General features: G+C 72.0%; 14 protein-coding genes and 1 tRNA gene. 13 read left to right on the top strand and 2 right to left on the bottom strand.

The annotated features are described in order from the left end of the window. Positions 1–24 precede the first annotated feature (24 nt). The 7 genes from ABZ862_RS11375 to ABZ862_RS11345 all read left to right on the top strand — a co-directional run bounded on the left by ABZ862_RS11375 (position 25) and on the right by ABZ862_RS11345 (position 4,270). Positions 25–711: a DUF2637 domain-containing protein gene (locus tag ABZ862_RS11375; protein WP_360955814.1), complete on the top strand. Its 687-nt coding sequence runs from the start codon at positions 25–27 to the stop codon at positions 709–711. 13 nt (positions 712–724) lie between these two features. Next, positions 725–904, top strand: a complete 180-nt coding sequence (locus ABZ862_RS11370; protein ID WP_360955812.1) for a mobile element transfer protein — start codon at positions 725–727, stop codon at positions 902–904. A 15-nt stretch (positions 905–919) separates the two neighbouring features. Beyond that, entirely contained in the window at positions 920–1,075 is a 156-nt protein-coding gene (locus ABZ862_RS11365) for a hypothetical protein (RefSeq protein WP_360955810.1), read from the top strand. Between the two features lie 20 nt (positions 1,076–1,095). Continuing rightward, a complete protein-coding gene (locus ABZ862_RS11360; protein WP_360955808.1) occupies positions 1,096–1,407 on the top strand; it encodes a SpdD-like protein in 312 nt (103 codons plus the stop codon). A 114-nt stretch (positions 1,408–1,521) separates the two neighbouring features. Further along, positions 1,522–2,883, top strand: coding sequence for a replication initiator (locus ABZ862_RS11355; RefSeq protein WP_360955806.1), 1,362 nt, complete (start codon positions 1,522–1,524; stop codon positions 2,881–2,883). Next, positions 2,862–3,044, top strand: coding sequence for a helix-turn-helix domain-containing protein (locus ABZ862_RS11350; protein WP_360955804.1), 183 nt, complete (start codon positions 2,862–2,864; stop codon positions 3,042–3,044). The genes ABZ862_RS11355 and ABZ862_RS11350 overlap by 22 nt, the downstream gene beginning before the upstream one ends. Next, the gene (locus tag ABZ862_RS11345) at positions 3,044–4,270 is read left to right on the top strand and encodes a site-specific integrase (RefSeq protein ID WP_360955802.1); all 1,227 of its coding nucleotides are present in this window, start codon (positions 3,044–3,046) and stop codon (positions 4,268–4,270) included. Before ABZ862_RS11350 ends, ABZ862_RS11345 begins: the two co-directional genes overlap by 1 nt. A gap of 142 nt (positions 4,271–4,412) precedes the next feature. On the opposite strand, the gene ABZ862_RS11340 is transcribed toward ABZ862_RS11345, so the two are convergent. Beyond that, positions 4,413–4,488: transfer RNA gene (locus tag ABZ862_RS11340), tRNA-Arg, on the bottom strand. 321 nt (positions 4,489–4,809) lie between these two features. Between ABZ862_RS11340 and ABZ862_RS11335 the strand changes: the two genes are divergently transcribed. The 4 genes from ABZ862_RS11335 to ABZ862_RS11320 all read left to right on the top strand — a co-directional run bounded on the left by ABZ862_RS11335 (position 4,810) and on the right by ABZ862_RS11320 (position 11,211). Then, positions 4,810–6,456 carry a dynamin family protein gene (locus tag ABZ862_RS11335; protein WP_360955800.1) on the top strand — a complete coding sequence of 549 codons (1,647 nt, stop codon included), beginning with the start codon at positions 4,810–4,812 and terminating at the stop codon, positions 6,454–6,456. A 3-nt stretch (positions 6,457–6,459) separates the two neighbouring features. Then, on the top strand, positions 6,460–8,616 hold the full coding sequence (locus tag ABZ862_RS11330; RefSeq protein WP_360955798.1) for a YfjP family GTPase: 2,157 nt from the start codon (positions 6,460–6,462) through the stop codon (positions 8,614–8,616). 252 nt (positions 8,617–8,868) lie between these two features. Next, positions 8,869–9,441: a single-stranded DNA-binding protein gene (locus ABZ862_RS11325; protein WP_360955796.1), complete on the top strand. Its 573-nt coding sequence runs from the start codon at positions 8,869–8,871 to the stop codon at positions 9,439–9,441. 414 nt (positions 9,442–9,855) lie between these two features. After that, on the top strand, positions 9,856–11,211 hold the full coding sequence (locus tag ABZ862_RS11320) for a Cys-Gln thioester bond-forming surface protein (protein WP_360956089.1): 1,356 nt from the start codon (positions 9,856–9,858) through the stop codon (positions 11,209–11,211). A 198-nt stretch (positions 11,212–11,409) separates the two neighbouring features. On the opposite strand, the gene ABZ862_RS11315 is transcribed toward ABZ862_RS11320, so the two are convergent. Next, entirely contained in the window at positions 11,410–11,892 is a 483-nt protein-coding gene (locus ABZ862_RS11315) for an ATP-binding protein (RefSeq protein WP_360955794.1), read from the bottom strand. 95 nt (positions 11,893–11,987) lie between these two features. On the opposite strand from ABZ862_RS11315, the gene ABZ862_RS11310 reads away from it, so the two are divergent. Beyond that, positions 11,988–12,782 carry a helix-turn-helix transcriptional regulator gene (locus tag ABZ862_RS11310; RefSeq protein ID WP_360955792.1) on the top strand — a complete coding sequence of 265 codons (795 nt, stop codon included), beginning with the start codon at positions 11,988–11,990 and terminating at the stop codon, positions 12,780–12,782. Next, the gene (locus tag ABZ862_RS11305; protein ID WP_360955790.1) at positions 12,775–12,999 is read left to right on the top strand and encodes a DUF397 domain-containing protein; all 225 of its coding nucleotides are present in this window, start codon (positions 12,775–12,777) and stop codon (positions 12,997–12,999) included. The genes ABZ862_RS11310 and ABZ862_RS11305 overlap by 8 nt, the downstream gene beginning before the upstream one ends. Positions 13,000–13,076 lie beyond the last annotated feature (77 nt).

Below are 13,076 nucleotides of genomic sequence, written 5' to 3'. Positions count from 1 at the left end.
CGCCGGGAAGGGGACTGCGAACCGATGCGTGCCCACCTGGTCCGCGTGGACGCCGTGATCGTCCAGGCCGTCATCGCGGGTGCCCTGTCCTTCTCCCACCTGCACGACCTCGCCGCGGCGGCCGGACAGGGCGGCTGGAAGGCGTGGGCCTACCCCGTCAGCGTCGACCTGCTGCTGGTCGCCGCCTGGCGCCGGATGCGCCAGACACAGACAGCAGGCCAGGCGGCCGGGGGACCGCGGCTGTGGTTCCTGGTGGCCCTGGCAGCATCCCTCGGCGCCAACATCGCCACCGCCGGACTACTCGACCTCGACCACGTCCCCGCCTCGCTGCGTGTTGTGGTTGCGGGCTGGCCCGCCGTCGCCTTCTTCGGCGGCACGCTCCTCGCCCACACACCCCACGACCCGGACACCTCGGCCGTCCCGGTTCCGCCGACGACCGACACCAGCACAGAGCCGCACCCGGCCGACGCCGACGCACCCGACACGGACGCTCTGCCGGCACCGGCTCTCGTCACCGAACTCGTACCCGAGATTGCCGCCGCCCCGGCACCCGCCCCCGCCGTGGCCCTGCCGCCCGCCCTCGTCGACCGCGTCCGCGCCCTGGCCGACGAACACCGCTCGACCACCGGCCGCCCCGCCGACCCCGACGCCGTACGCGCCCGGCTCGGCCTGCCCCCGTCCATGACCGCCTCCGTCGCCGCCCACCTGTGAGAGGAGCACCACCATGCACCGACGCTTCCGCAACGTCCGCCGCATCGGCCCCGTGAACGTCGCCTCCTACCTCGACCGCGGCCGCAACCGGCACCTGGCCGCCTGCACCGCGCCCCGCTGCGACTTCTCCGCCGAGTACGACAGCCGCGCCGCCGCCGAACTCGCCGCCCGTACCCACCGCTGCCCGGCCTGACAGGAGACCACCGCCATGGACGTTCCCCTCTGGCTCGCCCTGCTCTGCATCGGCGTCCTGGGCGTCAAGCTCATCCGCCCGCCCTGGTGGCTCATCGCCGTACTCCTCCTCGGCGGCTACCTCCTCGCCGACAGCCTGCTGGCCCCCGTCATCAACACCGTCGTCAAGTAACCCAGGAAGGAGACCCGTCCATGCTCCGGCCCAAGATCCCGACCATGCCCCAGCCGACCGGCCCGGTCGCCCCGCCCGCCGTCGTCGAGTCTGCCCCCTTCACCTCGGTTGTCCCGGTTCCACCGCCGGCCCCTGTCACCCCGGTGCCGTCGTCCCGCCCGGCCGTGCAGCTCACCCCGGGCACCGCGCTCGCCCTCGTCGGCGGCGGGACCGCCGTGGTCATGGTCGTCGGAGCCGTCCTGGTCTCCATGCTCCTCGCCGTCGCCGTTACCGCCGCCTCGGTCGCCGTGTGCGCCGTCGTCATCCGCTCCGTCCTCCTCGGCCGCCGCTGACTCCACGGCTTCGCCCGGCTCACCCTGCCCATGCTGTCTAGTCCCCTCGACAGTCGGATGGGCGGGCCGGGCCCTCACCGCCAACTCCCGCTCCTCGCAAGGAGGAAACCGCACATGCACTCCCCGGCTCCCCTCGGAGCCATCCGCCACCTGACCGCCCTCGCCCGGCACGGCGACCTCAGCGCCTACGCCCGCCAGATCCAGCGCCTCGGCGGCTGCGAGCAACCGGTACGGATGGAGGGCCACCGCCTCGACGTCCATGCCACCACCGGCGAGATCGTCCGCGAAGTGACGGCTACCGACCTTCCGGCCGGACAGCTCCTCATCCGTTGCAACAATCGCCGCGCCACCCGGTGCGCCGCCTGCGCCGAGACCTACCGCAAGGACACCTTCCACCTCATCACCGCTGGCCTGAGCGGCGGCAAGGGCATCGGACCGGCCGTAGCCCAGCATCCCCGCGTCTTCGCGACCTTCACCGCGCCCTCCTTCGGCCCCGTCCACAACCGCCCCGACAAGGGCCGGTGCCGCTGCGGACACACCCACCCGGACGACGACCCCGCCCTGGGTACACCCCTCGACCCGGACCGGTATGACTACCGCGCGGCCGTCCTGTGGAACGCGCACGCCGGGGCCCTCTGGGGCCGCTTCACCACCTACCTGCGCCAACAGCTCGCCTCTCGCGCGGGCATCGGCCGCTCCGAACTGCGCGACTGCCTCAAGGTCTCCTATGCCAAGGTCGCCGAGTACCAGCGGCGCGGCGCCGTCCACTTCCACGCCGTCATCCGCCTCGACGGCCTGGACGGCGCCGAGGACACCCCGCCCGTCTGGGCCACCACCGAACTCCTCACCGACGCGATCCGCTCGGCGGCCCGCCTCGCTGAGGCCCCCGGCCCCGTCCTCGATGGGCGCGCGTATGCCTTCCGCTTCGGCACACAGCTCGACGTCCGCCCGATCCGCTCGGCCGACTTCGCGGGCACCTCGGAGCTCTCCAGCCGCGCCGTGGCCGCCTACATCGCCAAGTACGCCACCAAGGGCGCCGAGACCGCCGGCACCCTCGACCGACCCATCCGCAACCCGATCACCGACCTGATCGGCTCCGGCGTCACCGACCACGCCCGCCGCATGATCCTCACCTGCTGGCACCTCGGCGCGCTCCCCGAACTCGAAGACCTGCGTTTGCGCAGGTGGTCCCACATGTTGGGCTTCCGCGGCCACTTCTCCACCAAGTCCCGCGCCTACTCCGTCACCCTCGGCGCCCTCCGCCAGGAACGCGCCGACCACAACGAGGCGTTGGCCCGCGAACGCGCGGCCGAAGCGGGACACCCGCTGCCCGACCCGGACACCGTGCTCGTCCTCTCGCACTGGCGCTTCGCCGGGACCGGCTGGACGGCTGCCGAACACCTCATCGCCCATGGCACCGCACCGAACACCCCTCAGGAAGGAGAGGCCGACACATGCCCGACGACACGCTGCTGACCGTTCCGGAAGTGATGGCAAGGCTTCGCCTCGGCCGCTCCACGGTCTACGACCTGATCCGGTCCCGCCGTCTCCCCTCGATCACCATCGGCCGGTGCCGCCGCATCCCCGCATGGGCCGTCCGCGACTTCATCAGTAACGAACTGGAGGCGGCGGCCTGATGGCGGCGAAGCGCAACCCGAACGGAGAGGGCACCATCTACCGCCGCAAGGACGGCCGGTACGAGGGTGCGGGCTACGTGCTGATGCCCGACGGCACACAGAAGCGCCGCCGGGTCTACGGGAAGACCTGGGAGGAAGCCAGGAAGAAGCTCACCGAGATGCTGGCCAAGAGCGACCAGGGCATCCCGGCAGCCGACACGGTCGAGAGCCTGGGGTCGTACTTGGCGTACTGGCTCGACCACGTCGTCCGGCACAAGGTGCGGGCCTCGACGGTCTACAGCTACAGCAAGTGCGTGAACGCGTACATCGTCCCCCGGCTCGGAAAGAAGAAGCTGGCGCGGTTGTCGGCCAAGGACGTGCGGCTCTTCCTCGACTGGGCGCGGCAGGCGTGCCAGTGCTGCGCCCAGGGCCAGGACGCGGCGCGTCCCCCGGCCAAGCGTCGCTGCTGCGCGCTGAACCCCAAGCGGTGCTGCGACAAGCACCTGTCGCCGCGCATGGTGCAGTACCTCCACGCCGTGCTCCGCAACGCGCTGCAACACGCCGTCCGGGAGGAGATGATCCAGCGCAACGTCGCCAAGCTGGTGCAGGTCCAGACGCCGCGGTACCGCGTCGGCCGGGGGCTGTCGGTCGCTGAGGCCAAGAAGCTGCTCGCCGAGGTGCGGGACGACCGGTTGGCCGCCGCGTACGTCCTCGCCCTGTACCTCGGACTGCGGCGCGGTGAACTGCTGGGTCTTCACTGGGCCGACCTCGACCTGGAGGGCGGTTCACTCGAGATCCGTACGGCGCTTCAGCGGGTTGACGGGGCCCTGGTCCTCACCGCGCCGAAGACACGCCGGTCGGAGCGGCCCGTGCCGCTGCCCCGGGTCTGTGTCGACGCGTTGCGCCGGCACCGGGCCGGGCAGAACGCCGAGCGTGCGGCGGCGGGGGAGCGGTGGCGGGAAACGGGGCTGGTCTTCACCACGAGGCTTGGTACGGCCATCGAACCGCGGAACCTGAACCGGCACTTCTACCCGATCCGCGAGCGGCTGGGGCTGGAGGTCCGTTTCCATGACCTGCGGCACACCTGCGTCACGCTGCTGCTCGGACTCGGCATCCCGCCCCACATCGTCCGGGACATCGTCGGGCACAGCGCCCTGGACGTGACCATGAACATCTACGCGCACGCCGAGATGACCGAGAAGCGTGCCGCGCTGGACCGGCTGGGGACACTGCTGGACGACGATTGACGCGGCTCTCCCGTGCCCGGCGCTGCGGCACCGGTGAGCGGTCGGGGCGGTTGATCCTGGCCGTTGCCGTCAGCGTTGCCGTCAGAGACGCGAAACGCCCTGGAAGGGTTGGTCCTTCCGGGGCGTTTTTGCTGTTCAGGTATGGCGCCCCCGGCAGGACTCGAACCTGCGGCCAAGCGCTTAGAAGGCGCCTGCTCTATCCACTGAGCTACGGGGGCCGGTGGTGGCCTCGGTCTTGGTGCTGCCCGGGTGGGGGCTGATCCGTGACGTCGCCGGGGACAAGGATAGGGCTCCAGCGTCCTCGTCCCTGTTGCTTCGCCTCCGTGGCTCGATGTGGAGGTTCGGTGAAGCGGTCCTGATAATCGCAGGCAGGTACGAATCGTGCATCACGTTTGGCGCCCCAAGGGCCGGGTGTTGTGCACTCGTTATGCCTGGACTGTGCCCATGCCCCAGTCGCCCCTTCTGTCCCTTGTGTCCGCTCGGCGCGCAGACGTGGCCATATGCTTCAGAATTCCCCTAAAATTGGGCATTCTTCACGTGTGGTGACCTTGGACGTACGGCCCCAGTTGCTCGACGCGCTCTCCGCCCTGCGTGACCGCGTGGAGGCAGCCCGCTTCCCGCTGCCCCTGGCGGGGGCGCCACGCGCGCGCGCCAACCGCGACGAACTGCTCGCGCAGCTCGACGACTACCTGGTGCCCCGTCTGAGAGAGCCCGAAGCACCCCTGCTTGCCGTCGTGGGCGGCTCCACCGGCGCCGGCAAGTCGACCCTCGTCAACTCCCTCGTGGGGCGGCAGGTCAGCGAGGCGGGCGTCCTGCGGCCGACGACACGCACCCCCGTGCTCGTCTGCCATCCGGAGGATCACCACTGGTTCAGCGGGATGCGGGTCCTGCCGGGACTCACACGCGTATGGATGCCCCATCAGGAGCCCGGGGAGTGGACCGGACACGGCGGCCCGCGGCGCGACTCCGTGGACGAGTTGCTGCTGCCCGGTGACGACCCCGCGCGCGTCCTGCGCATCGAGACCGTCGACACGCTCCCGCCCGGCCTCGCCCTCCTCGACGCCCCCGACGTCGATTCCCTCGTCGCCGACAATCGCGTCCTCGCCGCCGAGCTGATCTGCGCCGCCGACATCTGGGTCATGGTCACGACCGCCGCCCGCTACGCCGACGCCGTCCCCTGGCATCTCCTGCGCACCGCCAAGGAGTACGACGCCACCCTCGTCACCGTTCTCGACCGCGTGCCCCACCAGGTGGTCTCCGACGTCTCCCGGCATTACGGCGCCCTCCTCACCAAGGCCGGCCTCGGCGACGTACCCCGCTTCACCGTGCCCGAGCTGCCCGAGTCCGCCTGGGGCGGCGGACTGCTGCCCGCGAGCGCCGTCGCACCGCTGCGGACCTGGCTGGTCCAGCGTGCCCAGGACCCCGGAGCCCGGCAGCACACCCTCGGTCGTACGGCACGCGGTGTCCTCGATTCCCTCAAGGCCCGCATGCCCGAACTGGCCTCCTCCGCCGCCGCCCAGTACGCCGCCGCCCTCCGCCTCACCTCCGCCGTCGACACGGCGTACGACAGCGAGCACCACCGGGTACGCGGCCGGCTCCAGTCCGGGGCGGTCCTCGCCGGCGACGCCCTCAAACGCTGGCGCGCCTTCCCGCTCGACTGCGCCCCCGGCGAACTCCTCGACGCCCTCACCGAGAGCCTCGGCGCCCTCCTGCTGTGTGCCGTCACCGCCGCCGAGGAACGCGTCGAGGACGCCTGGCGGCGCGAACCGGCCTCCGACGCGCCCGGGCTGCACGGCGAGGGCCCCGGCCCGGACGGCGCCGAGCACCGCATCGGGATGGCCGTACGGCGCTGGCGGCGCGAGCTCGAGGAGTACGCCGAGGACGAGGTGCGCGCCCTCGACCGCGCCACCGCGCCCGACCCCGAACTGGCCGCCGCCCTCGTCGCCACCGCCCTGCTCGGCGGCCGTCGGGCCCGTTCCGCCGGTGAGAGCCTCGCCGAGCGCCTCGGCGCCCACGGTGCGCTGCGGCTGCGGGACCGCGGAGGGCGGCTGCTCACCCGGTACGTGGACCAGGTGCTGCACACCGAACGCGAACGCAGGCTCGCCCCGCTGGACTCACTCGAGGTACATGCCGAACCCCAGGCCGAACTCATCGCCGCGCTGTCCGTACTGCAGAAGGAGAGGTGAGCGGTGACCGCCGTCGCTGACGAGAGCCACATGGATCACATCGACAACTTTGATCACTCCCAGCACTCAGGACACACCAGCAACAACCGCCCCGACAGCCCCGACAGGCCCGGTAGCCTCGACAGCTCTGACGGCCCCGGCAACACCGAGGCGAGTACCAGAGCCACCGCCGACACCCCCCACACCACCGGTGATGCCGGCGCCCCGGCCGCCGCCGGTTCCTCCGGCGCCGAAAGGCCCGCCCCCGACCCCGCTGTCCCGTCCGCCCCCTGGGACGACGGTCTGATCGCCCGCCGGGCGGTGGACACCCCCGCGCGGCGGGCACCCGCCGCCACCGAGGCCGGAACGGGATCCGGAGGGGGAGCGGGATCCGGAGGGGGAGCGGGATCCGGAGCGAAAGCCGCGGCCGGTGCAGCAGTCGGTGCAGCATCCGGAGCGGAGTCCGGAACCGGACTCGGAACGGAGTCCAGGCCCGAGTCCAGGCCCGAGGCCAGGCCGGAGATGAGGCCGGACCTCAGGCCGCTGTCCGTACCGAAGCCCGCCGCCCCCCTCGTCTACGACGGCCTCCTGCGTTCCCGCCTCGACGCGCTGCGCGAACTCGTGGGGCTCTCCCGCACCCGGCTCGACAGCAGGACCCTCGCCGAGGCGTGCCGGGTGCTCGACGAGGCTGCCGTCCGCCGGAGGCTCTCCGGACAGCACACGGTCGTCGCCATCGCCGGCGCCACCGGCAGCGGCAAGTCCCAGCTGTTCAACACCCTCGCCGGGGTCGCCATCTCGGAGACCGGCGTACGGCGGCCCACCACCGCCGCACCCGTCGCGTGCTCCTGGAGCGACGGCGCCCAGCCCCTCGTCGAACGGCTCGGCATCCCCAGCCGGATGCGCAGGCGGCCCGTGCAGAGCCCGGAGGCCGAGGAACAGCTGCGCGGGCTGGTGCTGATCGACCTGCCCGACCACGACTCGGCGGCCGTGCGCCACCGTGAACAGGTGGACCGGGTCCTGGCGCTGGTCGACGCCGTCATCTGGGTCGTCGATCCGGAGAAGTACGCTGATGCCGTCCTGCACGAGCGCTATCTGCGGCCGCTCGCCGGGCACGCGGAGGTCATGTTCGTCGTCCTCAACCAGATCGACCGGCTGCCCGGCGATGCCGCCGACCAGGTCCTCGACGATCTGCGGCGGCTGCTGGACGAGGACGGGATCGCCCTCGGGGAGCACGGCGAGCCGGGGGCCACCGTGCTCGCGGTGTCCGCGCTCACCGGCGACGGGATCAGCGATCTGCGCGAATCGCTCAGCCGGTTCGTGGCCGAACGGGGAGCCGCCGCCCGCCGGGTCTCGGCCGACGTGGACGCCGCCGCCGCCCGGCTGCGACCCGTCTACACCACCGGTCGGCGTGCCGGGCTCAGCGAGGAGGCGCGCGAGGAGTTCGCCCGCCGGCTCGCCCACGCGGTGGGCGCCGGTGCGGCGGGCGAGGCGGCCGAGCGGGCCTGGCTGCGCAACGCCAACCGCGCGTGCGGCACGCCGTGGCTGCGCCTGTGGCGCTGGTACCAGGACGGGGGCGAACGGCAGACCGGACGGCTGTCCCTGCGCACGCAGGCAGACGAGGAGACCACCGCCCGGCAGCGGGTCGAGCAGGCGGTGCGTACGGTGGCCGAGAGCGCGTCGGCGGGGCTGCCCGCGCCCTGGGCGCAGGCGGTGCGCGAGGCGGCCGTACGCGGGTCGCAGGGGCTGCCGGAGGCGCTGGACGAGCTGGCGACGCGGGCCGGACTGCCGGAGGGGCGGCCGCCCCGGCCGGGCTGGTGGCCGGCGGCCGTCGTCACCCAGGCGGCCATGACGCTCGTTCAGATCCTGGGCGGTCTGTGGCTGGTGGGGCAGATCGCCGGGGTGACGGCACCGAACCTGACCGTGCCGGTGCTGCTGATGCTGGCCGGGATCGTCGGCGGCCCCTTCGTCGAGTGGGGCTGCCGGATGGCGGCGCGCGGGCCCGCCCGGCGCTACGGCCACGAGGCGGAGCGTCGGCTGCGGGAGGCGGCAGCCGGCTGCGGCAGGGCCCGGGTGCTCGACCCGGTGGCGGCGGAACTGCTGCGGTACCGGGAGGTACGGGAGCGGTACGGGAAGGTGGCGCGGGGCGGGGTGACGGCCGGGGCGGGAGGCGGCGCGCGGTGACGCGGACCGCCCGCGTCCGGGTGCGGTTCCCTCGTACGGGTGACCGGGTTTTCCACAGGGCGGGCGGTCGTCCACAGGGCTCAGCGGGCCCGGCCCGGCGGAGGCAGTCTGGTCCTGCGTCGACGCCGGCGGTGTACGCGAACAGGACGTACGCGGCCGGTGCGGCGGACGAGACACAGCCGTACGGGACGGGCCCGTACGCGTATCCGCTGTCCGCCCGGCACAGGAGCCGGGGCGGGGGAGGAGTCCGGGATGAACGAGACGATCGTGTGCACGGTGGGGAACGTGGCCACCCGGCCGGTGTACCGGGACCTGGCGGCGGGGCCGTCGGCACGGTTCCGGCTCGCGGTGACCGCGCGCTACTGGGACCGCGAGAAGAGCACGTGGACCGACGGGCACACCAACTTCTTCACGGTGTGGGCCAACCGCCAGCTCGCCGCCAACGCGGCGGCGTCGCTGTCGGTCGGCGACCCCGTCATCGTGCAGGGTCGGCTGAAGGTGCGCTCGGAGACGCGGGAGGGACAGCAGGGCTGGGCGTCGGCCGACATCGACGCGGTGGCCATCGGCCACGATCTGGCCCGCGGCACCTCGGCGTTCCGACGCGGCGGCCGCCCCGAGAACGGCTCCGCCCCGGCGGCGGGTACGGCGCCGGGCACGGCGGGTGCGGCGGGTACGGCACCGGAACCCGACTGGGAGACCCCGCCCGCGAACCCGGGGAACACAGGGAAGCCCGGTACCCCAGGGAAGCTCGCGCAGCCGAACCGCTCGGACCCGGAACCGCACCGGGCTCCGGTCCCGGCCCCGGTTCCAGTTGCGGCGACGTGACGTGACGTCGGCACTGGCGGAACACCTCTGAGCGACCTGTGACTTGTCGGCAGCCGCGCTGTGAACCGTGGAGGCGGACCGCACGACGGTCCCGCCCTCCCCGGACCGGACGGCGGAACGCCCGCATCGGGCGTCGACCGGGCCGACCAGGCCGAACGCCCGCCGCAATCCATGGTTTTGTCGACAAGTCACGCTCGACCGGCCTCCGCCGGAGCCCGTTGACGACCATGGCGATAACGATTCCGGATCGGATCGGTTATCGGATCACAGGACTGGGAAAGGCGGTGCGCCGGTGTCCATAGGATGCCGAAGTACGTTCTCGGGGCTGCTGATCCTGCTGGTGAGGCCTTGTCCTCCCGTGCCGGTGGATCCTGCTCGAAAGGGAATCCTGTGCTTGCTGCGTTGTCGCGCCTCATGGTCTCCGGACTCGTCGTCGCAGGGGCCCTGGCCGCCGCCGGCACCGCCGCGGCAGCCACGGACGAGACACCCCGGACCCAGGGCGGGGCGACCGCCACGATCGGCGGCCTCAAGACGTACGGCACCGCGGTGATCCACGGCACCGGCGGCGACCAGCAGGTGTCGGCGGGACTGTTCGAGATGTCGGTGGACGGCGGCGGCACCCTGCAGACGTACTGCGTCGACCTGGACAACCCGACCCAGCGGGACGCCAAGTACCAGGAGACCTCCTGGAGCGGCACCTCGCTGGGCGCCAACAAGAACGCGGGCCGGATCCGCTGGATCCTGGAGAACTCCTACCCGCAGGTCAACGACCTCGCGGCGCTCGCCGAGAAGGCCGGGGCGGGCGGGCTCAGCGAGCAGGACGCGGCGGCCGGCACCCAGGTGGCGATCTGGCGCTACTCGGACGGCGCGGACGTCGACGCGGCGGACCCGCAGGCCGAGAAACTGGCGGACTGGCTGGAGAAGCACGCCCGCGACCTGGCGGAGCCGAAGGCGTCGCTGACGCTCGACCCGCCCGCGATATCCGGGCACCCCGGCGGACTGCTCGGCCCGGTGACCGTGCACACCGACGCCGCGAGCGTGACGGTCATCCCGGCAGCGAACGAGGGGACGAGCGGGGCGCGGATCGTCGGCGAGGACGGCGAGCCGATCACCTCGGCGGCCAACGGCGGCAAGATCTACTTCGAGGTGCCGGAAGACGCCGCCGACGGTTCACTGGAGGTGACGGTGCAGGCGTCCACCACCGTCCCCGTGGGCCGCGCCTTCACCTCCGAGAACCGCAGCCAGACGCAGATCCTCGCGGGCTCCAGCGAGTCCACGGTCTCCGCGACCGCGAGCGCCACATGGGCGGCGAAGGGCGCGGTACCGGCCCTGTCGGCGCGCAGGGACTGCGCGCACAGCGCCCTGGCCATCGCGGCCGCCAACCAGGGTGACGAGGCGTTCACCTTCGGGCTGATGGGCGTCACGTACACCATCCCGGCGGCCACGACCCGGACGGTCACGGTCCCGCTCCAGGAAGACCAGTCCTACGACTTCACGATCAGCGGGCCGAACGGCACCTCGGAGCGCTTCACAGGCGTCCTCGACTGCAAGACGCAGAGCAGCACGGCCGGCGACTCGGTCCAGACCCTCAGCGGGCCGAGCCCCGTCTCGGCGGGCATCACCAAGGACACCACCACCGGCACCGACCTCGCCGACACCGGCGGCTCGACCATGACCCCCCTGATCGCCGGCGTGGCCATCGGCTTCGTCGTCCTCGGCGGCGCGGCCCTCGTCCTGTCCCGCAGGAAGGAAGCCCGCGCGAACGACTGACCTCGGTGAGGCCCTGCACAGGGAAGTCACCGGCCCTGCGCAGCCTTCTTGGACATGGCCACTCCCTCAGTCCTCGTCGCCGTCGCCGTCGTGACTGACGATCAGCGCGACCCGCTCCGAAAGCGGGTGATCACTGAATCCGAAGAGGCCCCGCCAGAATGTTCCGGATGCGAGCCAGGCTCTTGATCAGGCACTCCCTCACCGGGAGACCTCGGCCCAGACGGTCTTGACGAATGTGCTGCGCCGCTCGCAACCCCAGTGGGTGGCGAAGGCGTCGACGAGGAGGAGGCCGCGGCCGGTCGTCGCCGTGTCGGGCGGCGGCGATACGGCGGGGGTGGTGGCGTCGGGGAGCGGGGGCAGGCGGTCCGGGCGGGTGTCGCTGGCCTCGACGCGGACGTGCGCCTCGGTGAGGGTGAGGCATACCTCGAAGTCCCGTCCGGGGGTGCGGCCGTGGGTGACGGCGTTCGCGCTGAGCTCGGCGGTGACGGCGACGACGGCACGCGTGACGGGGACGGTGCGGGGGAGGCCCCACTCTTCGAGCTGCTGCTCCACGAGGAGCCGGGCGAGCCGGGCGCCCCGGAGGGTGGAGCTGAGCTGGACTCTGAAGTGGTGCGCGGGAGCGGGGGTGTGGACGGGACCGGTGGTGGGGGAGGGCAGCACGGTGTCGAACTCCGATGACATCTCTGTGTAGTGAATCGCTTACAGAGTGAGACGGGTCCGGTTAGTCTCGCCAGGGGGTGGCAGGTGACAGCGCTTCCGTCGCAGAGGAGTTGACGTTGGGTAACATCTATGGGGACTGGTTGAAGGCTCAGCGCGAGGCGGCCGGCCTGACCCAGCAGGAACTGGCGGACCAGGCGTTCATGACGCGTTCGCACATCTCGCACATCGAGGCGGGCCGCCGTATCCCGTCCAAGGACGACGCGCGACGCCTGGACAAGGCCCTGGACACCGGCGATGTGCTGACCAGTTTCCTGCCGGACGAGGGCGCGGCGGTCGCGGAGTACTTCGAGGCGGCCCGGCTGCTCGAACAGCAGGCCACGGTCATCTACGAGTTCGCGCCGTCGTTCGTCCCGGGCATCCTTCAGACGGAGAGGTACGCACGTGCGGTTCTGAGTACGTCCTTCCCACCTGCGGGTGAAGAGGAATGCGACAGACTTGTTGTCGCACGCCTTGAGCGAGCCAGGATTCTCGACAACCCGGTCAGCCCCATCGTGTGGGCCCTGCTCGACGAAGCCGTGCTGCGGCGCGTCGTGGGCAGCCGGGAGATCATGGCCGACCAGATCGTGCACCTGATCCGGCTCGTGGAGAGTGGACGCGTCCGAGTGCACGTGATGCCCTACGGAGTAGGCGCCTATCAGCTCCTCCAGAGCCTGCTCACCTTGATGTGGTTCGAGGACCAGCCTCCGGTGGCCTATTCGGAGGGCGTTCAGGTCGGCAAGGTGCACGACTCCCCGGCCGTGGTCACACGTCTTCAAGGCGTCTACGCTCTCGCACTGACGGACGCACTGTCACTCAAGGAATCGTTGGGCATGATGCGGGCGATAGCAGAGGACCTCGGACACCGTGACTGAGCAGACCATTCTGAAGAGTTCCGCGTCGGAAGGCTGGCGCAGGTCCTCGTACAGCGGCCCAGAAGCCGGAAGTTGCGTCGAGGTACTCGACTGCCACCCGGCGGACGGCGTTCCCGTCCGGGACTCCAAGGCCCCCCACGGTCCCGCGCTGGTCTTCTCGGCCGGCGGTTGGTCGGCCTTCGTCGCGGCGATGAAGACCGGCGGCGTCCGGCCCTGAGGCCGAGCCGGGTGCATCCTCGCGCACCGACCGGCGCGGCGGCACCGGCCCGGATGCCGACGCCGCACTTCACGGAC

Origin of the sequence: Streptomyces sp. NPDC047000, from assembly GCF_040644295.1 — a bacterium.
Lineage (GTDB): Bacteria > Actinomycetota > Actinomycetes > Streptomycetales > Streptomycetaceae > Streptomyces.
Note: the sequence above shows the minus strand (reverse complement) of the source record. Positions and strands in the feature narration are given on the sequence as shown.